This is a genomic window from Caulobacter sp. 73W, from assembly GCF_041021955.1.
In the GTDB taxonomy this organism is placed as follows: domain Bacteria; phylum Pseudomonadota; class Alphaproteobacteria; order Caulobacterales; family Caulobacteraceae; genus Caulobacter.
The window spans coordinates 380225-401798 of record NZ_CP158375.1 but is presented as its reverse complement, the minus strand read 5'-3'; the positions used below and the strand labels follow the sequence as shown (position 1 = coordinate 401798).

The 21574-nt window shown below is 67.5% G+C and carries 20 protein-coding genes and 1 tRNA gene; 13 read left to right on the top strand and 8 right to left on the bottom strand.

Annotated features, from left to right (window positions below):
• Positions 1-22 precede the first annotated feature (22 nt).
• The gene (gene phoA, locus ABOZ73_RS01930; protein WP_369060268.1) at positions 23-1429 is read right to left on the bottom strand and encodes an alkaline phosphatase; all 1407 of its coding nucleotides are present in this window, start codon (positions 1427-1429) and stop codon (positions 23-25) included.
• A gap of 135 nt (positions 1430-1564) precedes the next feature.
• Here phoA and ABOZ73_RS01925 point away from each other — a divergent pair, with 135 nt between their 5' ends.
• On the top strand, positions 1565-3577 hold the full coding sequence (locus tag ABOZ73_RS01925) for a phosphocholine-specific phospholipase C (RefSeq protein ID WP_369060266.1): 2013 nt from the start codon (positions 1565-1567) through the stop codon (positions 3575-3577).
• On the opposite strand, the gene ABOZ73_RS01920 is transcribed toward ABOZ73_RS01925, so the two are convergent.
• Positions 3574-5397 (bottom strand): DUF885 family protein, encoded by a 1824-nt coding sequence (locus ABOZ73_RS01920; RefSeq protein ID WP_369060264.1) that lies wholly within the window; start codon positions 5395-5397, stop codon positions 3574-3576. The two genes, ABOZ73_RS01925 and ABOZ73_RS01920, sit on opposite strands and share 4 nt — an antisense overlap.
• Positions 5398-5580: 183 nt before the next feature.
• On the opposite strand from ABOZ73_RS01920, the gene dusA reads away from it, so the two are divergent.
• Positions 5581-6573: a tRNA dihydrouridine(20/20a) synthase DusA gene (gene dusA, locus ABOZ73_RS01915; RefSeq protein WP_369060262.1), complete on the top strand. Its 993-nt coding sequence runs from the start codon at positions 5581-5583 to the stop codon at positions 6571-6573.
• Here dusA and ABOZ73_RS01910 read toward each other — a convergent pair.
• Together ABOZ73_RS01910 and ABOZ73_RS01905 are read right to left on the bottom strand one after the other, a co-directional pair.
• Positions 6563-7060 carry a TIGR02281 family clan AA aspartic protease gene (locus ABOZ73_RS01910; protein ID WP_369060261.1) on the bottom strand — a complete coding sequence of 166 codons (498 nt, stop codon included), beginning with the start codon at positions 7058-7060 and terminating at the stop codon, positions 6563-6565. The two genes, dusA and ABOZ73_RS01910, sit on opposite strands and share 11 nt — an antisense overlap.
• A 106-nt stretch (positions 7061-7166) precedes the next feature.
• Positions 7167-7385, bottom strand: a complete 219-nt coding sequence (locus tag ABOZ73_RS01905; RefSeq protein ID WP_369062598.1) for a DUF1289 domain-containing protein — start codon at positions 7383-7385, stop codon at positions 7167-7169.
• A gap of 52 nt (positions 7386-7437) precedes the next feature.
• Here ABOZ73_RS01905 and ABOZ73_RS01900 point away from each other — a divergent pair, with 52 nt between their 5' ends.
• The 3 genes from ABOZ73_RS01900 to ABOZ73_RS01890 all read left to right on the top strand — a co-directional run bounded on the left by ABOZ73_RS01900 (position 7438) and on the right by ABOZ73_RS01890 (position 10799).
• Positions 7438-8274, top strand: a complete 837-nt coding sequence (locus ABOZ73_RS01900) for a nicotinate-nucleotide--dimethylbenzimidazole phosphoribosyltransferase (protein WP_369060260.1) — start codon at positions 7438-7440, stop codon at positions 8272-8274.
• A 123-nt stretch (positions 8275-8397) separates the two neighbouring features.
• The gene (locus tag ABOZ73_RS01895; protein ID WP_369062597.1) at positions 8398-9612 is read left to right on the top strand and encodes an acyl-CoA dehydrogenase family protein; all 1215 of its coding nucleotides are present in this window, start codon (positions 8398-8400) and stop codon (positions 9610-9612) included.
• Between the two features lie 41 nt (positions 9613-9653).
• A complete protein-coding gene (locus tag ABOZ73_RS01890) occupies positions 9654-10799 on the top strand; it encodes an acyl-CoA dehydrogenase family protein (protein ID WP_369060259.1) in 1146 nt (381 codons plus the stop codon).
• Positions 10800-10853: 54 nt separating this feature from the next.
• On the opposite strand, the gene msrB is transcribed toward ABOZ73_RS01890, so the two are convergent.
• A complete protein-coding gene (msrB, locus tag ABOZ73_RS01885) occupies positions 10854-11342 on the bottom strand; it encodes a peptide-methionine (R)-S-oxide reductase MsrB (protein ID WP_369060258.1) in 489 nt (162 codons plus the stop codon).
• Positions 11343-11393: 51 nt separating this feature from the next.
• Here msrB and ABOZ73_RS01880 point away from each other — a divergent pair, with 51 nt between their 5' ends.
• On the top strand, positions 11394-11714 hold the full coding sequence (locus ABOZ73_RS01880) for a heavy metal-binding domain-containing protein (RefSeq protein WP_369060255.1): 321 nt from the start codon (positions 11394-11396) through the stop codon (positions 11712-11714).
• On the opposite strand, the gene ABOZ73_RS01875 is transcribed toward ABOZ73_RS01880, so the two are convergent.
• Positions 11711-12802, bottom strand: a complete 1092-nt coding sequence (locus ABOZ73_RS01875; protein WP_369060253.1) for a DUF563 domain-containing protein — start codon at positions 12800-12802, stop codon at positions 11711-11713. The two genes, ABOZ73_RS01880 and ABOZ73_RS01875, sit on opposite strands and share 4 nt — an antisense overlap.
• A gap of 73 nt (positions 12803-12875) precedes the next feature.
• Complete coding sequence (locus ABOZ73_RS01870) at positions 12876-13346, bottom strand: heme-binding protein (protein ID WP_369060251.1); 471 nt, start codon at positions 13344-13346, stop codon at positions 12876-12878.
• 185 nt (positions 13347-13531) lie between these two features.
• Between ABOZ73_RS01870 and ABOZ73_RS01865 the strand changes: the two genes are divergently transcribed.
• Entirely contained in the window at positions 13532-15505 is a 1974-nt protein-coding gene (locus ABOZ73_RS01865; RefSeq protein ID WP_369060249.1) for an acetyl-CoA carboxylase biotin carboxylase subunit, read from the top strand.
• Between the two features lie 252 nt (positions 15506-15757).
• Positions 15758-16159, top strand: coding sequence for a DUF805 domain-containing protein (locus ABOZ73_RS01860; RefSeq protein ID WP_369060247.1), 402 nt, complete (start codon positions 15758-15760; stop codon positions 16157-16159).
• On the opposite strand, the gene lipB is transcribed toward ABOZ73_RS01860, so the two are convergent.
• Positions 16156-16845 carry a lipoyl(octanoyl) transferase LipB gene (lipB, locus tag ABOZ73_RS01855; RefSeq protein ID WP_369060245.1) on the bottom strand — a complete coding sequence of 230 codons (690 nt, stop codon included), beginning with the start codon at positions 16843-16845 and terminating at the stop codon, positions 16156-16158. The two genes, ABOZ73_RS01860 and lipB, sit on opposite strands and share 4 nt — an antisense overlap.
• Before the next feature lie 127 nt (positions 16846-16972).
• Here lipB and ABOZ73_RS01850 point away from each other — a divergent pair, with 127 nt between their 5' ends.
• From ABOZ73_RS01850 to ABOZ73_RS01830, 5 genes are all read left to right on the top strand, one after another.
• Positions 16973-17194 (top strand): FliM/FliN family flagellar motor switch protein, encoded by a 222-nt coding sequence (locus tag ABOZ73_RS01850; protein WP_369062596.1) that lies wholly within the window; start codon positions 16973-16975, stop codon positions 17192-17194.
• 51 nt (positions 17195-17245) lie between these two features.
• A tRNA-Leu gene (locus tag ABOZ73_RS01845) sits at positions 17246-17330 on the top strand.
• Between the two features lie 58 nt (positions 17331-17388).
• The gene (gene mgtE / locus ABOZ73_RS01840) at positions 17389-18837 is read left to right on the top strand and encodes a magnesium transporter (protein WP_369060243.1); all 1449 of its coding nucleotides are present in this window, start codon (positions 17389-17391) and stop codon (positions 18835-18837) included.
• Positions 18838-18918: 81 nt separating this feature from the next.
• Positions 18919-20334, top strand: coding sequence for a glycoside hydrolase family protein (locus tag ABOZ73_RS01835; RefSeq protein ID WP_369060241.1), 1416 nt, complete (start codon positions 18919-18921; stop codon positions 20332-20334).
• Positions 20335-20365: 31 nt separating this feature from the next.
• Positions 20366-21526, top strand: coding sequence for an acyl-CoA dehydrogenase family protein (locus tag ABOZ73_RS01830; protein ID WP_369060239.1), 1161 nt, complete (start codon positions 20366-20368; stop codon positions 21524-21526).
• The last annotated feature ends 48 nt before the right edge of the window (positions 21527-21574 follow it).

Here is a 21574-nt window from a genome sequence, read left to right as displayed (position 1 = left end):
GCAAGCGTCGGCCTCTTTTTGTTCAGCGCAGATGCAGGGCGTCGCGGATCGTGAAGAACAGGTCGGTCTGATCGGTCAGGCCCTGCACCCGCTCGGCGTTGGGGCCGAAGGCGGCGATGCGCAGTTGCGTGCCGGTGTGGTCCTGGGAGCCGGTTTCCGCCGTCCCGTAGTTCACGCCCATCAGCGCGCCTTCCTCGGTGCGCAGGGTCAGGGTCAGGCCGGGGGAGTTGGAGTCCGGGCCGACGATCTGGCTGGTGTGGGCGTGGTCGGCGGTGACGATGACCAGGGTGTCGGTCCGGTCCTTGGCGAAGGCCAGGGCGACCTGAACCGCCTCGTCCAGATCGACGGTTTCGCCGATCTGGCCGCAGGGATTGGCGGCGTGGTCCTGCTTGTCGATGGAGGCGCCTTCGACCTGCAGGAAGAAGCCCTTTTGATTGGTCTTCAGCAGCTCAATGGCCTTCTCGGTCATCGCCGCGAGGGTAGGGGTGTTGGCGGTGCGCTCCGGATTGACCGCGCAGGTCACCGGCGGCAGCTCGCGCGCGCCGCGATGGGCGGCCCTCGGCCCGGTCCACCGCACCGGCATGTGGATGGGCGAGAACAGGCCCAGCAGCGGCTGCTTCTGGTCGGCGGCAGCGACGCCATCGAGGCCGGCCTTGTCGGTGACAAGACGGAAGCCGCGCGCCTTGGCCTGATCGGTCAGGCTCTTGCCCTTCCATTCACCGGCCGTGGCCAGCTCGGCGAAAGCGGTCGCGCCGCCGCCGAGGGACACGTCGGGGCGGACGTCGAGCAGCTGTTCGCTGATGGAACCCGCGCCACCGTTCTCCCGCGCCTGGGCGGGGCAGTTCTTGGTCGTGTCCTTCGGACCAAAGCAGGCGCGCGTCTTCACGTGCGCGTACTGGGCGCCCGGAGTGGCGTCCTGGATGGCGGCGGTCGAGACGACGCCGGTCGCGAAGCCGGCCTTCTTCGACAGCTCCAGCAGGGTCGCATGCGGCTTGCCGCGGATATCGACGCCCAGGGCGCCGTTGTAGGTCTTCACGCCCGAGGCCCAGGCCGTGGCCGACGCCGCCGAGTCCGTGACGTAGACCGGTTTGCCCGTGGCCGCGTCCAGCGCGTAGTGGGTGTACTGGCCGGTGAGGGGCAGGGCGTCGATGCCGGGGAAATAGCCGCCGGCGCCGCGCGCGTAATTGCGGGCCAGGGTGATCTCGGAATCACCCATGCCGTCGCCGATCAGCAGGATCACGTTGCGGGCCTTGGCCGGGGCGGGGGCGTCGGCCAGGCGGCGTGCGCCGCCGTGAGCGCTCACATCGCCCTTGGCTTCCCGCGCGACCAGCGGGGCCACGCCTTGCGCCGCGGCCTGGGCGGCCGAGGCCATCAGGCCGCCGGCGAGAACGACGAGCGGCAAGCCGCGCACGAACGTGAACTGATACATTATAGCGCCTTCTGGTTTGGGCGCGGATTTAAAGGGATTGCGCGACAGCTCCGTGACCGTGGGACGTGCCGTCACAAATGCGTTCTAGAAGACGCATCCAGAGTGCAGCGGCCATGCCGCCCTTGGGGGGAAGTGATGTCCAAGTTCCAGATCGACCGGCGGACCCTGATGTCCGGCCTGACGGCCGCCGCCGCCTTTCCATCCATCGCCCGCGCGCTCCATATCGCGCCCCGGGTGCGCACCGGTACGATCAAGGATGTCGAGCACGTCGTCATCCTGATGCAGGAGAACCGGTCGTTCGATCACTACTTCGGCACGATGCCCGGCGTTCGCGGCTACTCCGATCCGCACCCCGCGCCGGCCCCCAAGGTCGAGGGGCGAGAGCGGGATGTGTTCTTGCAGTACGATTCGGTCAGCGGCGGTCCCAAGTGGCTGGCGCCGTTTCCCCTCAATACCCGCCAGACCTTCGCCCACATGCGGCTGGAGGGAACGCCCCATAGCTGGCCTGACGCCCACGCGGCCCGGGATCAGGGTCGGATGGGACGGTGGCCGGAGGCCAAGCAGCCGCATTCCATGGGCTACTTCGAGCGCGAAGACCTGCCGTTCCAGTACGCCCTGGCCGAGGCCTTCACCCTGTGTGACGGCTACTTCTGCTCGCTCCAGACCGGCACCAATCCCAACCGTGTGATGATGTGGTCGGGCACGATCGACGGCGCCGGCGAGCGGGGCGGCCCCTGCATCGGCAACTCGCACGACACCATGCCGAAAGCCGGCGAGACCCTGACGCCCTATCGCTGGACCACCTATGTCGAGCGGCTACAGGCGGCCGGCGTCGACTGGCGCATCTATCAGGACATGGACGACAACTTCACCGACAACCCGCTGGTCGGCTTCGAGGCTTTCCAGAAGGCGGTGGCGGGCGCGCCGGGCTCCGACCCGCAACTGGTGGAGCGGGGTCTGAAGACGCGGGCCCTGGATGGCCTGAAGGCGGATGTGCTGGCCGGACGCCTGCCGCAGGTCTCCTATGTGATCGCCACGGCGGCGGGATCCGAACATCCCGGTCCGTCCAGCCCGGCCCAGGGCGCCGCCTATACCGCCGAGGTGATCGACGCCCTGACGGCAGATCCCGAGGTGTGGGCCCGCACGGTCCTGCTGGTGAACTTCGACGAGAACGACGGCTTCTTCGACCACGTGCCGCCGCCGGCCCCGCCGTCCCGTGACGGGGAGGGGCGGCTGAACGGCGGCTCAACCGTCGACCTGGCCGGCGAGTATCACCTCAAGCCCAGCGCCGACGATGCGCGCCTGGACCTGCCGCAATATCGCGGGCGGTCTTACGGCCTGGGGCCGCGCGTGCCGATGTACGTCGTATCGCCCTGGAGCCGCGGCGGGCGCGTCTGTTCGGAGGTGTTCGACCACACGTCGGTCATCCGTTTCCTGGAGGCGCGCTTCGGCGTGATGGAGCCCAACATTTCGCCGTGGCGGCGGGCGGTTTGCGGCGACCTGACCAGCAGCCTCGACTTCACCGGCAAGGACGCCAAGCCGGTCGCCTTGCCGTCGGTCGCCGACGATGCGGCGCGGGCCCTCGCCCTGGGTGATAAGACGACTACGCCCCCGACGCCGGCCGAGCCGGTCATGCCGGTCCAGCCCAAGGGCTTCCGCCCGGCCTGTCCCACACCTTACGTCCTGGAATGCGAGATGGCCCAGGACGGCGCGGCCGTCAGCCTGTCGTTCGTGAACAAGGGCCGCCGCGCCGCCGTCTTCCACGTCTATGACCGCAACGATCTGGACGCCGGCCCGCGGCGCTACACGGTCGAAGGCGGCCAGGCGCTGAAGGGCGCCTGGGTCATGGCCGAGGGCTTTGACCTGCAGGTCATGGGCCCCGACGGCTTCCACCGCCGCTTCGTCGGCCGGCCTGGACAGACACTGGCCGCACGACTGGACTGGCGCGACGCGGCCGTCGCGGTCGTGGTGACCGGATCAGGTGAGGCCTGCCTGACAACGCCAGCCGGCGGCAATACCATCAAGCTGCGCGATGGCGCGCGCCTGCCCGTGGACTGGGCTGACGCGAACCACCGCTACGACTTTGCGATCCAGCAGGCCGGAACGCGGTTCGAGTTCGCCGGGCGCGCGCCGACGAAGGTCGGCTAGGCGCCCTTGGCCGCTCCCGCGATGTAGCGGTCGACTTCCTGCGCCAGGATGTCGAGCGGCAGGCCGCCGTTGGCCAGCACGGCGTCGTGGAAGTCGCGGATGTCGAAGCGGCTTCCCAGCGCCTTGGTCGCCTTGGCGCGCAGCTTGGCGATCTCCAGCTGGCCGATCATGTAGCTGGTCGCCTGGCCGGGGTTGTTGATGTAGCGGTCGACTTCCTTGTTGATGTCCCGCTCGGAGTTGGGCGAGTTGTCGCGGAAGTAGCTGACCGTCTGCTCACGGCTCCAGCGCTTGTGGTGAACCCCGGTGTCGACCACCAGGCGGATAGCGCGCCATAGCTGCAGGCTCAGCATGCCGAACTCGGCATAGGGCTCCTTGTAGCCGCCCATCTCCTTGGCCAGACGCTCGGAGTAGAGGCCCCAGCCTTCGGAATAGACGCCGTAGCCGCCGGTGCGGCGGAACTTCGGCACGCCGTCCAGCTCCTGCGCCAGGGCGATCTGGAAGTGATGGCCCGGCGCGCCTTCATGGAACGCGATCGCCTCGCCTTGCGGCTTCTGGACCTCGTTCATGTCGGCCAGGTTGACGTAGTAGATGCCGGGGCGCGAGCCATCGAGGGTGGGGGCGTTGTAGAACGCCACCGCCGCCGTTTCTTGACGCCACTTCTCCACGGCGCGGACCTCCAGCGCCGCCTTGGGTAGGCGGTGGAAGAACTTCGGCGCCTCGCGCATCGCCAGGGCGATCGCGGCGCGGGCGTCGGTCAGGTACTGCTCGCGGCCGGCTTCGGTGTTCGGATACTTCAGCTCCGGCGCGGTGCGCACATGCTTGAACAGCTCGGGCAGGGAGCCGGCGAAGCCGAGGCGCGGCTTCAGGGCCTCCATCTCCGCATGGATGGCGCGCACCTGGTCCAGGCCGATCTGGTGGATCTGGTCGGCCGTCAGGTCGGTGGTGGTCGAGAAGCGCAGGCGGCTGGCATAGTAGGCAGCGCCGTCCGGCAGGCGCCAGGCGCCGTCATTGCTCTTGGCCAGCGGCTCGATCTCGTCGAGCACGGCGAAGAACACGTCGAAACCGCGCTTGAACGGGCCGGTCAGGGCGGCGCTCGCCTCGGCGGTCAGGGCCTGCTTCTCGCTGTCGGGGATCTGCAGCTTGCCGACCTTGGCCTTGAAGTCGGCGAACACCGGCGTGTCCGCACCGTCGGTGAACGGCGCGCCGACCAGCACCGCCTTGGCGTCGCCACGCGCGGGGGCGAAGACCATCTTCGGCGGCACGATGCCCATGCGGGCCTGCTCGCGCACATTGGCGGCGACTTCCTTCATCACCCGCTCGACTTCCATCAGGCGGGCCACATAGGCGCGGGCGTCAGCGACATCGTCCACGCGATGGCGGTTGATCAGCATGACGGGAATGCCGCCGGCCGGCGTGCCGTTAGTGGAGATCGGGAAGTTGTAGTGACGCCAGCGGTAGTTCTCCCGCTGGGTGGCCACCGACCGTTCGAAAAGCTGGTAGCTGAGCTGGCCGGCATGGCTCAGGCGGCTCGGCTGGAACTCCGCCTTCATCAGCGCCAGCTGTCGCTCCGACAGGGCCAGGGCCTTCGTGCGAGCGGCGTCGGTATAGTCGTTCAGCTTGTTGTTGTCGGTCTTCAGGCCCAGGGCCGTCATGCCCTCCGGGCTGAGCAGGCGGGCTTCGTCGAACGCCTTGTCGAGGAAGGCCAACAGGCGGGCGTCCTCCGCTTGCGGAGCGGCCGTCTGGGCCTGCGATTGCGTGGCGACCAGGGCTGCCAGCGGCAGGCCGAGGAGGAGGGGGCGGCGGGTGATCATCTGGGTCATGGCGGGGACCCTAACCTTGGCCGCGCCACGCGTCATCCGTCGTGACGCTCTACCGCCGTCCTACGATCCGTCGCCTTGCGGCGGGCGAAAGCCCCTTATATTCAGCCGGCGAAGCGTGATCGATTTCTCCGGGCCTGCTGGCAGCGGTGGAATTGTCCGCCAATGTTCTCTAGTTGAAGCAACATGTTGCCTGGAACTCTTAGCGTCGCGCCCATGATGGATTGGACCGACCGGCATTGCCGGGCGTTCCACCGTACGCTGACGCGTCGGGCGCTGCTCTATACCGAGATGGTGACCACGGGCGCGGTTCTGCACGGCGACCGGGAGCATCTGCTGGGCTTTGACGATGTCGAGCATCCGGTGGCCCTGCAACTGGGCGGCAGCGATCCTGCCGACCTGGCCGCCGCCGCGCGGATCGGCGAGGACTACGGCTACGACGAGATCAATTTGAACGTCGGCTGCCCCTCCGACCGGGTGCAGAGCGGCCGCTTCGGCGCTTGCCTGATGCGGGAGCCGCAGCTGGTGGCCGACTGCATGGCCGCCATGGGCGCGGCGGTGAAGGTCCCGGTGACCGTAAAATGCCGCATTGGCGTGGACGATCAGGAGCCGGAGGAGAGCCTCTTCACTCTGGTCGACCTGTGCGAGAAGGCCGGCGTCACCGAGTTCGTCGTCCACGCCCGCAAGGCCTGGCTGCAAGGGCTGTCGCCCAAGGAGAACCGGGACATCCCGCCGCTGGACTATGCCCTGGTCCATCGTCTGAAGGCGGAACGTCCGCACCTGACCATCGCCATCAACGGCGGGGTGGCGTCGCTGGACGCCGCGCAGGAGCATCTGGCCGCCGGCGTGGACGGGGTGATGCTGGGCCGCGCCGCCTATCATGAGCCGGGCCTCCTGGGCGCGGTGGACGCCCGCATCTTCGGCGAGGGCGAGCCCGTTGATCCGTTCGATGCGGTGGAGGCCTACAAGCCGTACCTGGCCGCCCGCCTGGCCGAAGGGGTCAAGTTGTCGTCCATGACCCGGCACATGCTGGGCCTGTTCCACGGCCAATCGGGCGCGCGGGCATGGCGGCGCATCATGACGGTGGAAAGCGTCAAGCCGGGCGCGGGTCTGGGAGTGGTTGACGCCGCCCTGGACGCGGTGCGCCCGAAGGCGGACGCCGAGCGGCTTACGGCTTGAGGATCAGGGCCTGAGGCGTCGCCTCGAAGCCTGACAATCGGCCCAGATAGCTCATGCCCAACAGGGACGAGCCGGCGCCGTTCTCGATGACCAGGGCGTCCACGTCGTTGACCACGGCGCCTGCGATGGACACCTGGGCCAGCTTCACGGCGGCGGCGCGGGTGCGGCCGTCGGCGGTGGCGACGTTGTAGTCATAGGCAAGCTGCGTGGTGTCGATGCCCAGGCGCTGGGCGTCGGCGCTGGTCAGGGACACGGCGGTCGCGCCGGTATCGACCAAGAAGCGGACCTGGCGGCCGTTGACATCAGCCTCGGCCCAGTAGTGGCCGTCCTTGCCCTTGAGGACAGAGGCGCGATGGCTTTCGGGATTGGCCCCCAGCGTCGCCACGGCGGCCTTGGGATCACGCATGTGGTCGACGGAAACCACCGCCTGAGCAGCCCCCAGGGCCGTCAGTGCGCCGATCGCCGCGGTCGCCAAATACTTGAACATCCAACGCTCCGTCGTGGCCGCTTCTGCGGCTCTAGGGGGCGGATGCTAGGCTGACAGCGGTTTGCAAGCCGTGAACGAGGCGTTGCCGAGACCTTAACGAAGGCGGTTAAGCCAGGCCCAGCTTTTCCGGCGCGATCCGGCCGCGGCGGGAGGGTAGTTCGGCCATGATCGCGGCGCGCTCGTCCTCGCCCAGGCGGCTCCATTGGGCGATTTCCGGCAGGGTGCGATGGCAGCCCAGGCACAGCCCGCTTTCGCCATCGACGGCGCAGACCTTGATGCAGGGGGTGACGATCGGGCGGGGCGGGGCGGCGTTCACGGTCCCTATCTGAAACCACCTGCGACGGACTGCAAGTTTGCGTCCTGCGGCGGCGCGCCCTATGTCCGCGCCCATGACCGCCACGCCCTTCGACGACATCCGCGCCCTGATCTCCTCCTTCGAGCCGCCGCGCTCGGACTTGGCCGAGGGGCTGGAGGCCGGACTTGGCCGCTTCAGCGACACCGCCGCCTGGATCGCCGCCTGGACCGGCCGGGCGCGTCCGACCGTCAACCGGCCAGTGGTGGCGCTCTACGCCGCCGCCTATGCCGCGTCCGAAACCGCTGCTGTCCGTGCGCGGCTGGAGGCGTGCTCCGCGGGCGGCGCCGTGATCAACCGCATCGCCCAGGGCAACGGCGCGGGGCTTGAGGCCTTCGACCTCGCCATCGACCGCCCGGGCGGCGACGGGATCACCAAGCCGGCCATGAGCGAAAAGGAATGCGCCGCCACCATGGCCTTCGGCATGGAGGCCCTGGCCAAGCAGCCAGACCTGCTGATCCTCGGCGCGCTCAGCGGCGCGGCGGGCGCGGCGGCGGCGGGCCGCCTGCTGACGGCGCTGGAGGAGGGGACGCCTCCGCTCGACGCCCTGCGCGACAAGGGCGGTCGCGACATGGCCGCCATCGCCGGCGCCATCCTGGCCGCCCGCAGCCAACAGACCCCTGTGCTGCTCGACGGGGCCTGCGCCCTGGCGGCGGCGGCGGCCCTGCATGACCTGCATCCCGGCATCATCGCCCACTGCCGTCTGGCGGAGCGTCCCCATGGGGAGGCCGCGGCCCGCGCGGCGGAGCGTCTGCGCCTGACCCCGCTGCTGACCATCGGTCTGGATGACGGGGAAGCCGGCGCCGCGGGCGTCGCGGCGGTGGATTTCATCCGTGCGGCCTGCCTTTCGGTCGTACGCTGACCATCGCATAACGATGGTCTTACGTTGACGCTAACGTCATCTAGGCAAACGTCCGTTTGACCCCTATCATCGCTTCCATGACACGGCCCCCGAACGAGAGCGGCCGGCCGACGGGAGTGCATGATGAATCTCGACTTCTCGCCCGAGGACCTCGCATTTCGTGAGGAGGTCCGTGCCTTCATCGCCGAAAACTATCCGGCCAGCCTGAGGGCGGTTCAGGAAGAGGGCGAGGAGATGGCCAAGGAGGACTTCCTCTCCTGGCACCGCATCCTGGCCAAGAAGGGCTGGGTCGCCCCGGCCTGGCCGACCGAGTACGGCGGTCCCGGCTGGTCGTCCGTCCAGCGCTACATCTGGTCAGAAGAACTGGCCCGCGCCGACGCCGTGCCGATCCTGCCCTTCGGCATCAACATGGTCGGGCCGGTGATCTACACCTTCGGCACCCCCGAGCAGAAGCAACGCTTCCTGCCGCCGACCCTGACCGGCGACATCTGGTGGTCGCAGGGCTATTCCGAGCCGGGCGCCGGCTCCGACCTCGCCAGCCTCAAGACCAAGGCCGAGCGCTTCACCGGCGACGACGGCAAGGAATACTACCTGGTCAACGGCCAAAAGACCTGGACCACGCTCGCCCAGCACGGCGACTGGATCTTCTGCCTGGTCCGCACCGATCCCAACGCCAAGATCCAGGAGGGCATCTCCTTCCTGCTGATCGACATGAAGTCGCCTGGCGTCACCGTCCGCCCGATCATCACCCTGGGCGGCGAGCACGAGGTCAACGAGGTCTGGTTCGAGAACGTGAAGGTGCCGGTCGAGAACCGCATCTACGAAGAGAACAAGGGCTGGACCTGCGCCAAGTTCCTTCTGGCGCACGAGCGCTCCGGCATCGCCGGCGTCGCCCGCTCCAAGCGCGGCATCGAGCGCATTCGCCAGATCGCCGCCGAGGAACTGGCCGACGACGGAAACCCGCTGATCCAGGACCCGCTGTTCCGCCGCAAGATCGCCGAGCTGGAGATCGACCTGACGGCGCTGGAGTTCACCGAGCTGCGCACCCTGGCGTCCGAGCACGCCGGCAAGGGGCCCGGTCCGGAATCCTCGGTGCTGAAGATCAAGGGCACCGAGATCCAGCAGCGCATCACCGAACTGGTGCTGGAGGCGTCGGGCAACTACGGCGCGCCGTACTTCCGCGGCTTTCCGAAGGAGGGCGGCAACGCCCTGCCGATCGGGCCCGATCACGCCCGCCGCGCCGCGCCGACCTATTTCAACGTCCGCAAGACGTCGATCTACGGCGGGTCCAACGAGATCCAGCGCAACATCATCGCCAAAATGGTTCTCGGGCTCTGAGCCCGGTCCTGCACAAGAACACTCGCGTTTAGGGAAGCCTCATGGACTTCAACTTCTCCGAAGAGCAATCGATGCTGCGCGATACGATCGCCAGCTATCTGCAGGACAAGTACGACTTCGAAACCCGCCGCAAGATCGTCTCCTCCGAGAGCGGCTGGCGGGCGGACTACTGGAAGGCCTTCGCCGAAGAGCTGGGCATCCTCGGCGCCTCGTTCTCGGAAGAGCTGGGTGGCCTCGGCGGCGGCGCGCTCGACAACATGATCGTCATGGAAGAGTTCGGCAAAGCCCTGGTCATCGAGCCCTATCTTGGCACGGTGATCATCGGCGGCGGCTTCCTGAAGCACTCGGGCCACACTGACGCCGCCGACCACATCGCCAGCATCGTGGCCGGCGAGACCACCATCGCCTTCGCCTATGCCGAGGCCCAAGGCCGCTACACCCTGTCTGACCTGAAGACCACGGCCAAGAAGGACGGCTCCGGCTGGGTTCTGAACGGCCACAAGGCGGTCGTCGTCGGCGCGCCCTTCGCCAGCCACCTGATCGTCACCGCCCGCACCGGCGGCTCGCAGCGCGAGGCTTCGGGCGTGTCGGTGTTCCTGGTCGACAAGCACGCCAAGGGCGTCACCACCCGTGACTATCCCACGGTCGACGGCGGCCGGGCTTCGGAGGTCTATTTCGACAACGTCTCGATCCCCGCTGACGCCCTGATCGGGGCCGAGGGCGCGGGTCTGCCGCTGGTCGAGAAGGTGGTGGACGAGGCGACCGCCGCCGTCTGCGCAGAGGGCGTGGGCGTCATGCGCAAGCTGCATGAAGGCACCCTCGACTACGCCAAGCAGCGCAAGCAGTTCGGCACCGCCATCAGCAACTTCCAGGTGCTGCAGCACCGCATGGTCGATATGTTCATCGAACTCGAGCAGTCGGTCTCCATGACCTACATGGCGACCCTGAAGCTGGGCGAGAGCGACGCCGAGCGCGCCAAGGCCGTCTCCTCGGCCAAGGTCCGCATTGGTCGCGCCCTGAAGTTCTGCGGCCAGAGCGCCATCCAGATCCACGGCGGCATGGGCATGACCGACGAATTGGCCATCGGCCACTACTTCAAGCGCGGGACGATCATCGAGGGCCTGTTCGGCTCCGTCGATCACCACCTGACCCGCTATGAGCGCCTGAGCTTCGACAAGGCGGCCTGACGGTCATCCAGGCTGGAAACATAAAGGCCCGCCGTGAGGCGGGCCTTTTCTTTGTCAGCTCAACTTGTCCCCGCGCCCCAGCCGATCCGGCAGCGCCTCGCCGGCGGGCGTGAATTCGAGCGACACCGAGTTGATGCAGTAGCGCAGGCGCGTCGGCGGCGGGCCGTCAGGGAAGACGTGCCCCTGGTGGCTGCCGCAGCGGGCGCAAACCGTCTCGATCCGCACCATGCCGTAGCTGGTGTCCTTGATCCCCTTCACATGGGTCTCGTCGATGGGCGCGTAGAAGCTGGGCCAGCCGGTGCCGCTCTCGAACTTGGTCTCGTGCTTGAACAGCGGCAGGCCGCACAGGCGGCAGCAATAGGCGCCGGGGCTCTTCTCGCCCAGCAAGCCGCCGCAGAAGGGGGCCTCCGTGCCGTGGTGGAGCAGGACCTCGCGCTCCTCGCGCGTCAGGTCCGCCTCCAGCCGTTCGCGCTCGGCGGGGGAGGGCGGGGTCAGGTCGAAACCGGACGGAGAGATCGTTGGGGTGCTGGCGGTGTCTGTCATGGCTTCCAATGTAGGATCGACGAGTCGTCTTTAGAACGAGGAAGCGATCAAATGATCACCGCCACCACGCCGACCATCGCCGAACGCACCATCGTCCAGACCCTGGGCGTCGTCACGGGCGAGGCGATCCTCGGCGCCAACGTGTTCCGGGACCTCTTCGCCAGCGTCCGCGACATCGTCGGCGGCCGCTCGGGCAGCTACGAGACCGTCCTGCGTCAGGCGCGCGACACCGCCCTGCGCGAAATGCAGGACGAGGCCCGCAAGCTGGGCGGCGACGCCGTCGTGGGCGTGGACCTCGACTATGAGACCCTGGGCGCCCAGAACGGCATGCTGATGGTCACCGCCAGCGGAACCGCCGTGAAGCTGGGCTAGGCGCGGCTTGACGCCTCGGCCATCAGCGTCTCCAGCCGATCGATACCGACGCGTATGCTGCCGTCCGGCGTGTAGTCCTCAGTGATCACCCCGCGATAGTGCAGGCCGACGGCCGCGCCGATGTGGACGTGCGTGTAGTTGGACCAGTAGCCCGGCAGCACCTCGATCACCGTGGTTTCCGGGTCGAGATAGAGCATGTTGGTCAGGTTGGCGCCGTGCATGGACAGGATCACGTTGGCTCCGTCCAGCATCGCTGTCTGATCGGCCACCGAGACGTCGCCTTCGCCGAAGAAGACGCTTTCGAACCCATGGCGGGCGAGGAAGGCGTCGAACGCCGCGTCCTCGACGATGCTGCGGGCTCTGCTGACGCCCGGCGGGCTTCTGCGAATGTAGATGTTGCGCCCGCCCTTGCGGGGAGCCAGCCCCATTGTCTCCCGTACCCACTGAACCCCTTCGAACGAGGCGGGCTCCTGGATGAGGAAGGGGTCGCGCACCGGCATGATGTCCTTGAAGAACGCCATGCGCCGTTCGCCCGCCGCTCGGGTCAGCATTTCCTTCTGGAACGGCAGTAGGATGGCCGTCTCCTGCATCAGCAGGACCGTGGTCTCCGCGTCCTGCGTCATCCTGATCTTGGGCAGGAAGAACAGCTTATAGTGGTAGTAGTTTTGCAGGTAGACGTCGGTGAGGACCGCGCCGCCGCTGACGAAATTCAGCTGGTCCCACGCCTCCAGGATCGATTCCCGCAGAGTCAGGAATTCGGGCGTGCGGCAGTAGCGCCCGATCTTGGCCGAAAGGGGCGGGTTGTCCCAGTCGTCCTCCGGTCCGGCGTTGATCATGATCGGCGTGCCGTTGCGGTTCAGCGCCAGCATGCCGTCCAGGATCACCACGTAGTCGCCGGCCAGTACGCCGCTGCGCCGAACACGCCGGGCGTCGATCTGTTCGCGATAACGCTCGCGTCGCTGCTCGCTGGCCGCGAACACCTGCACCCGGTCCATGCCGTCCAGGGAGTCGGGCACGATCTCCGACCGGCCCGTGAACCTGGGGCTCTGGTAGAAGTAGGTCGGCGCCGGCTGCATTTCAGTGAACATCGTCACGTCCTGTCTGTCGGCGGCGCATGCTTGGGCGCTTCGGACAGTTAGGCAACCGGCGGTTTGGGACCTTCTACTTAACCGCCTTCGTGCCGGCGCGGGCGATCTGGCCGTCCTGAACGGGGGTGCCGCCGCTGACGCCCAGGGCGCCGACGATCTTGCCGCCGATGACGATCGGCTCGCCGCCTTCGATGGCCACGGCCTGGGCGAAGATGGCGTTCAGCGTGCCGCCCTTGACCGCCTCGTAGAAGGCCAGGGTCGGGCGCTTGAAATGGGCGGAGGTCACCGCCTTGCGGCCGGCGACGTCGAGGGCGGAATAGGCCGTGCCGTCCATCTTTTCGGTCAGCACCACCTGGCCGTTCGGCTCGACGATGGTGGCGACGATCAGCCAGCCGTTGGCGGCGGCTTCGGCCTGGGCCGCCTGGGCGACCTTGCGCGCGTCAGCCAGGCTGATCGGGGCGCCGTAGGGCAGGTCGATGGTCGAGGGGGCGGCGGGCGCTCCGGACTGCGCGGAGGCGTCCGTAGCCATGAGGATGGAAGCCATGGCGAGTCCTATGGCGAGGGGTTTGACGAAATGGCTCATGGTGCGTCTCCCTTTGTTTTGTCTACCGGTGTCATGAGCCTGCTTCGTGTGCAACCCCGCAAGGGCGCCGTTGCGTGAGCGTTGCAAAGCCGAAAGCCTGCCTCTACTCGAAATGCCAACGAGACACCGTGGGAGACGGTCAGCTGATGTTTTCGAAGATTCTGATCGCCAACCGGGGCGAGATCGCGGTGCGGGTGATCAAGACCTGCCGTCGCCTGGGCATCAAGACGGTGGTGGTCTATTCGGAAGCCGACGCCGACAGCTTGGCGGTGGAGATGGCCGACGAGACCGTGTTCATCGGTCCGGCCCAGGCTAGCGAATCCTACCTCGTCGCCGACAAGATCATCGCCGCCTGCAAGCAGACCGGCGCTGAAGCCGTTCATCCGGGCTTCGGCTTCCTGTCGGAAAAGGCCGAGTTCGCCCAGCGCTGCGCTGACGAGGGGATCGTCTTCATCGGCCCCAACCCCGGCGCCATCAGCGCCATGGGCGACAAGATCGAATCCAAGAAGTTCGCGCAAGGAGCCGGCGTCTCCTGCGTCCCCGGCCACATCGGCGAGATCGGCGACACCGCTCACGCCGTGAAGATCGCTGAGGAGATAGGCTATCCGGTGATGATCAAGGCGTCGGCGGGCGGCGGCGGCAAGGGCATCCGCGTCGCCTGGACCCGCAAGGACGTGGAGGAGGGCTTCCCCGCCGTCCGCGCCGAGGCCAAGGGCGCCTTCGGCGACGACCGCATCTTCATCGAGAAGTTCATCGAAAGCCCGCGCCACATCGAGATCCAGGTGCTGGGCGACAAGCACGGGAACGTGGTCCACCTGTTCGAGCGCGAATGCTCGATCCAGCGCCGCAATCAGAAGGTCATCGAGGAGGCTCCGTCTCCGCTGCTGGATGAGGCGACCCGCAACGCCATGGGGGCCCAGGCCGTCGCCCTGGCCCAGGCCGTCAACTACGACAGCGCCGGCACGGTCGAGTTCGTGGCCGGCCAGGACAAGAGCTTCTACTTCTTGGAGATGAACACCCGCCTGCAGGTGGAGCACCCGGTGACCGAACTGATCACCGGCCTCGACCTTGTGGAGCAGATGATCCGCTCCGCCGCCGGCGAGAAGCTGAACGTCAGCCAGGACAAGCTGAAGATCAAAGGCTGGGCCATCGAGAGCCGCATCTACGCCGAGGATCCGTACCGCAAGTTCCTGCCGTCCATCGGCCGCCTGGTGCGCTACGATCCTCCCAAGGAGGGCGACATGGGCGCCTATCTCGTCCGCAACGACGCAGGGGTGCGCGAGGGCGACGAAATCTCGATGTTCTACGATCCCATGATCTCCAAGCTCTGCACCTGGGCTACGGACCGCGAGATCGCCATCGAGGGCATGGCCCGCGCGCTAGAGGACTTCCATATCGAGGGCCTCGGCCAGAACATCCCGTTCCTGGCCGCGGTCATGGACCAGGAGCGTTTCCGTTCCGGCAAGCTGGCCACCAGCTACATCGCCGACGAATTCCCGGAAGGCTTCAACGGGACCGAACCGACCGACTTCCAGAAAGATGTGCTCACCGCCGTCGGCTGCGCCATGCAGCGGCTGCTGGGCCTGCGCGCCGGCACGCCGGAACGCAGCGACTGGACCGTCTTCGTCGGCCATGAGGCTCGCCCGGTCCGCCTGCGCGGCGACGCGCCGCTCAGCATCGAGCTGACGGGCGAGGGGCGGGCCCTCACCCTGGAGATCACCGACTGGCGTCCGGGCAAGCCGCTGTTCCGCGGCCGCCTGAACGGGACCGCCTTCACCGTCTCCGTGGCCCCCGCCGCCGAGGGCTTCGTCATCCGCCACCGCGCCGCCAAGGCCAAGGTGCTGGTGCTGACCCCCCGCTCGGCCGAACTGCACGGCAAGTTGCCGCCCAAGCAGGCGGCCGACACCTCCAAGATGATCATCTCCCCCATGCCGGGCCTGGTGGTCTCCATGGACGTGGCCGTGGGCCAGGAGGTCAAGGAGGGCGAGGTGGTCTGCGTCATCGAGGCGATGAAGATGCAGAACATCATCCGCGCCGAGCGGGACGGGATCGTGAAGACCGTCTCAGCCAAGGGCGGCGATCCCGTCGCGGCGGACGAAGTCCTGGTCGAGTTTGCGTAAGAGCCTCCCTCTCCCTTGATGGGAGAGGGGCAGGGGTGAGGGTGGCGACGGCTGTTCCGCCGCGCCGTCCTCCACCGCCATATCACCCTCATCCCCGACCCTTCTCCCATCAAGGGAGAAGGGGGAGTCCCCAACCACCCGCCACTCAGGCGAAGTTTATATGTACATATGCGCTTGCGATCTCGTCCCTAAACCCCTCCGCTTCCCTCGCTCCAGCTTCACCCTTAGATTTCGGGCGATGACTCGCAGGGGATGTGGATGAACACCGATTGGGCGGAGCTGTTGACGTCCTCCACGGGGCGCCTGGCCCGGGGGCCGTTCCTGCTGGTGACCGCGCTGCTGGTCGCGGCGGTAGCCGTCTATGACGCGGTGGGCGGCACGCTGCACCTGTTCACCGGCTGGTTCGTCTATCCGGCCCTGCTCTATGTGGGCGCCTGCGTGCTGTCCAAGCGGCTGCACGACCGGGGCCGCTCCGGCTGGTGGGCGGCGCTGATCCTGGTCGCGTTCGTCGCGGCTTGGCCCTATCCCAGCAGCTTCGTGGACTCGCTGTTCTGCGTGGTGCTGTTCTGGGCGGTGATCGAGCTGGGCGTCATGCCTGGCGAGCAGGGCGCCAACCGCTTTGGCCCAAACCCGCTGAAGTCTCAGGTCGCCTAGACCGGCGGCTCGGCGTCCTCGACGGCTCCGAACACCTGGCGGAAGCTGGATTTCAGCGCTTCATCCGCCTCGTCCATGGTCACCGGCAGGCCCAGGTCCACCAGGCTGGTGACCCCGTGCTCGCGCTGGCCGCAGGGGACGATGCCGTCGAAGTGGCTCAGCTCGGGCTCCACGTTCAGGCTGATCCCATGGAACGACACCCATTTGCGCAGCTTCACGCCCACGGCGGCGATCTTGTCCTCGCGCGACCAGCCGGCGCCCTTGCGCTCGATCCAGACGCCCACGCGGCCGTCGCGCAGCTCGCCGACCACGTTGAAGCGGGCCAGGGCGCCGATCACCCAGTCCTCCAGGGCCGCGACGAAGGCGCGCACGTCCCGCTGGCGCTCCTTCAGGTCGAGCATGACATAGGCCACCCGCTGGCCGGGGCCGTGATAGGTGAACTGGCCGCCGCGCCCGCTCTCGAACACTGGGAATTGGTCGGGGCTCAGCAGGTCGCCGCCCTTGGCGCTGATTCCCGCCGTGTAGAGGGGCGGGTGCTCCAGCAGCCAGATCAGCTCGCCGGCCGTACCCTCCGCGATGGCCGCCGCGCGGGCCTCCATGGCCGCCACGGCCTCGGGGTAGGGGACAGGGCGGCTGGAGACGGCCCAGCCCACGGCCGCGCCGTCCGCGCGCCCGAATGCGGCCATTTCCGTTAACGGCTTTAACTTCTGATCAAGCATGACGCCCGCACTCTAGCCCCTGCCGAAGGTCAAAACGACCGGAGGGATTCTTCAGGGTGAGTTGGTGAGTTAGGTCAGCGCCGTCAATGTCGAGATCTCCGTGGTTCTCGGCCGTTCGATCCTGCCTATGCAGCAACTGCTGCGCATGGGCCGGGGCGCGGTGATTCCCCTGGACGCCCGGGCCACGGACGAGGTCTGGATCCTGGCCAACAACCACCCGGTGGCCCGTGGAGAGATCCAGATCATGGACGATCGGATCTCGATTCAGGTCACTCGCGCGGCGAATGTTTACGACTTCATGGCCGGAGCGACGTAACTCCGCTTCACAAATCAAAATCAATTTGCTACGCCCCGCGCCTCACCACGAGCGGTCGTGGCGGAATTGGTAGACGCGCAGCGTTGAGGTCGCTGTGGGGCAACCCGTGGAAGTTCGAGTCTTCTCGACCGCACCAGTGAAAAACGTAAGGAACGGCGCTTAGGGTCAAACCTAGTTCGGATCAGGAGGTCCCCATGAAAAGGGAAGAAGCCGACCTGAACGACGCCGAGATGCAGAAGTCCGGCATCGCCATTCCTGAGCCAGACGTCGCCGAGGATCTTGAAGACCTCGCCCTCGGCGACGACTACGCTCTCAACCCCGAATACGTCGAAATGGTCATCGACGCCGCAGACCGCGGCGACGGCGAGCGTTTGCGCGAACTGGTCGGCGCCCTTCACCCGGCCGACATCGCCGACCTGATGGGCTTCCTGACCGCCGACTACCGCGAAGAGGTGATTCCCCACCTCGCGCCCGAATCGCTGGCCGAGGTGATCTCCGAGCTGGAGGACAACCTGCGCGAGGAGGTGCTGGACGCGACCCCGTCCCACACCCTGGCCCGGGCTCTGGAAGAGCTTGATTCGGACGACGCCGCCGACGTGGTCGACGACCTCGAGGACGACAAGCGCGAGCAGGTGCTCGCCGCCATGGACGAGGGCGACCGCGCCGCCATCGAGAACACCTTGTCCTATGAGGACGAGACCGCCGGCCGCCTGATGCAGCGCGAGGTGCTGGCCGCGCCTCAGTTCTGGACCGTGGGTCAGACCATCGACCACATTCGGGCCGCCGGCGACGAGCTGCCCGAGCTGTTCTTCGAAGTCTATGTGATCGACCCGTCCTACAAGCCGGTGGGCGCGATCCCGGCCTCGACCCTTCTGCGGGCCAAGCGCGAGACCAGCCTGGTCGAGATTATGGAGGCGGTGACCGAGATCACCACCGACATGGACCAGGAAGAGGTCGCCTACATCTTCGACAAGTACCACCTGATCAGCGCCCCGGTGATCGACCCCGGCGGCCGCCTGGTGGGCCAGATCACCGTCGACGACATCGTCGGCGTCATCCAGGAAGAGAGCGAGGAGGACATCCTCGCCCTGGCCGGCGTGGGCGATGCGGGCCGGGACGCCGGCGTGCTGGACGCCGCCCGCTCGCGCCTGCCGTGGCTGGTGGTCAACACCATCACCGCCGCCCTGGCCGCCAGCGTCATCGGCGCCTTCCAGGACGAGATCGGCAAGCTGGTCACCCTCGCCATCCTCATGCCCGTGGTCGCCTCGCTGGGCGGCAACGCCGGCACCCAGACCCTGGCCGTCGCCGTGCGGGCCCTGGCCAGCCGCGAACTGAACGCCGCCAACGCCCTGCGCATCGTCATGCGCGAGATGAGCGTCGGACTGATCAACGGCGTCGCCCTGGCCGCCATCATGGCGCTGGCCGTGTTCGCGGTGTTCCACGACGGGATGCTGTGCCTGACCATCGCCCTGGCGCTGGTCATCAACCTGTTCCTGGCGTCGCTGGCCGGCATCCTGGTGCCGCTGGCGCTGGACAAGCTGGGCAGGGACCCGGCTGTTTCATCGTCAGTCTTCGTCACCTTCGTGACCGACTTCATGGGCTTTCTGTCGTTCCTCGGCCTTGCGGCGATCATCCTTCTATAATCTCAGGCGTTTAGGCCTCGTTCTTGCGACGAGGAGCCGAAACCAACCGGCTCTTGTGCCAAACTGGATCATGTTCACCCGATGAAACCGCGTCATCAGGTCTCTCGAACCGCCATCGATCTCATCAAGGGATTCGAAGGGTGCCGTCAGAAGGCCGTCCAGTTGCCCGACGGCCGCTGGACGATCGGCTACGGCCATACCCTGACCGCGAGGGAAGGGGCCGTGGTCACCGAGCCTGACGCCGAAGCGCTGCTGATGTACGACCTGATCGCGGTTGCGCACGCCATCAATGAGCTGACCTTCACCCCGCTCAACCAGAACCAGTTCGACGCCCTGTCGTGCTTCGCCTTCAACATCGGCATCGATGCGTTCCGCCACTCGGCGGTCCTCCGACGCATCAACGAGGGCGCGCTGATCCAGGCCGCCTGCGCCATGGAGATGTGGCGCAAGGCCGACTTCGAGGGCGAGCGCATCGTCATCGACGCCCTGGTTCGCCGCCGCGCCGCCGAGAAGACCCTGTTTCTGACGCCCCAAGGCGGCAAATGGGTGGCCGCGCCGTCGCCCCTGCTGCAGCCCAAGGTCGACTATGACGCGGCCCTGACCGTCCCGGTCCAGACGCCCACCGCCGTCACCGCCGTCTTCGAGGACGGCAAGGCGCGTGTTGAGCGTGACCAGGGCCAGCCGCAATCCGCACCCGTGCCCGAGCCCGAGGTGGTCAGCGCCAGCGAGCGCGCGGCCGAAGGCGTCGGCGCCCGTCTGTCCGCCATCTTCGCCGACGAGACGGAGCCCAAGCCCGCGCCGCCCGAGCCTGAACCCGTCGCCCCGCTGGTCCCCGAGGCCGAGCGCAAGCCGTTCCTGTGGTCGCCTGAGCCCGCCGCTGCTGCTGAAGCCGCTCCCGAGGCGCCGGACGTGGTGCTGGCGCCCGAGGCTCACGACGAGCTGCACCAACCGGTCGAGGACGCTTCGGACGAGCCGATCTTCACCCTGCCGGGGGTGTCGTCCTTCGATCCGCATCCTGATGAGGAGCCGGAAGCGGCTCGCGCCCTGACGCCCGAGGGCCAGGACGCCCAGGTCGAGGTCGCCGCCCCGCACGCCTTCGAAGGGACGGATCAAGAGCTCAAGCCCGCCGAGACCGTGGCCTATTCCGAACCGCCGCCCCGGATTCTGCACGTCGAGGCCGCGCCGCCGCCCGAGCATCAAGACGAGCAGGCCTTCTCCTGGATCACGCCCCAGCGTCGGGCGCGCCGCGGCAAGGATGGCCAGCCGGTCCGCGGCGGTTTCACCATGCCGGCCGTCGCCGGCGTGACCGGCGCCGTGGCGTTCGCCTTCAGCGTCCTGATGATTCCCAACGCCGCGCCGGATCCCAACGGCGATCCGACGATCGGCCTGATGATCCTGTGGGGTTTCGGCGCCTTGGGCATCGCCTTGTTCGGTTGGGCGGCCTATCGCCTCCTGACCTTGCTTGGCGGGGCCGAGAAGGACGACGACAAGGCATGATCTTGCGCGGGGCTCGTGATATCCGGGTTTCATGATCCCGAATTCCGGCCCCGCACTCGATTTCGCTCTCGGTGAGACCGCCGACGCGATCCGTGAAACCACCGCCCGCTTCGCGGCGGACAAGATCGCGCCTCTCGCGGCGAAGATCGACGAGACCAACACCTTCCCCCGCGAGCTGTGGCCCCAGATGGGCGAGCTGGGCCTGCACGGGATCACGGTGGAGGAGGCCGATGGCGGCCTCGGTCTCGGCTATCTCGAGCACGTAGTAGCCATGGAGGAGGTTTCCCGCGCCTCAGCCTCGGTGGGCCTCAGCTACGGCGCTCACTCGAACCTCTGCGTCAATCAGATCCGCCGCTGGGCCACGCCGGACCAGAAGGGCCGCTACCTGCCCAAGCTGATCAGCGGCGAGCATGTCGGCTCCCTGGCCATGAGCGAGGCCGGCGCCGGCTCGGACGTGGTCTCCATGAAGCTGAAGGCGGAGAAGGTCGGCGACCGCTACATCCTGAACGGCACGAAGTTCTGGATTACCAACGCCCCGCACGCCGACACCCTGGTCGTCTATGCCAAGACCGGCGAGGGCAGCGGCGGCATGACCGCCTTCCTGATCGAGAAGGGCTTCAAGGGCTTCAGCGTCTCCAAGAAGCTGGACAAGATGGGCATGCGCGGTTCGGACACAGCCGAGCTGGTGTTCGAGGACTGTGAAGTCCCTGAAGAGAACGTCATGGGCCCGGTCGGCGGCGGCGTCGGCGTGCTGATGAGCGGCCTGGACTATGAGCGCGCCGTGCTGTCGGCCGGCCCGCTGGGCATCATGCAGGCCTGCCTGGACGTCGTCCTGCCCTACGTCCGCGACCGCAAGCAGTTCGGCAAGGCCATCGGCTCGTTCCAGCTGATGCAGGCCAAGGTGGCGGACATGTATGTCGCGCTGAGCTCGGCCCGCGCCTACGTCTATGCCGTGGCCCGCGCCTGTGACGCGGGCAAGACCGCGCGCTACGACGCGGCGGGAGCGATCCTGCTGGCTTCGGAGAACGCCGTGAAGGTCAGCCTGGAGGCCGTGCAGGCTCTCGGCGGCGCCGGCTACACCAAGGAGTGGCCGGTGGAGCGCCTGGTCCGCGACGCCAAGCTTTATGACATCGGCGCCGGAACCAACGAAATCCGCCGCTTCCTGATCGGCCGCGAGCTGATCGGCGCCTGATCAGCCGTGGCGGTTTACATTCGGGACGAGGGAGCCTAGAGCCTCCAG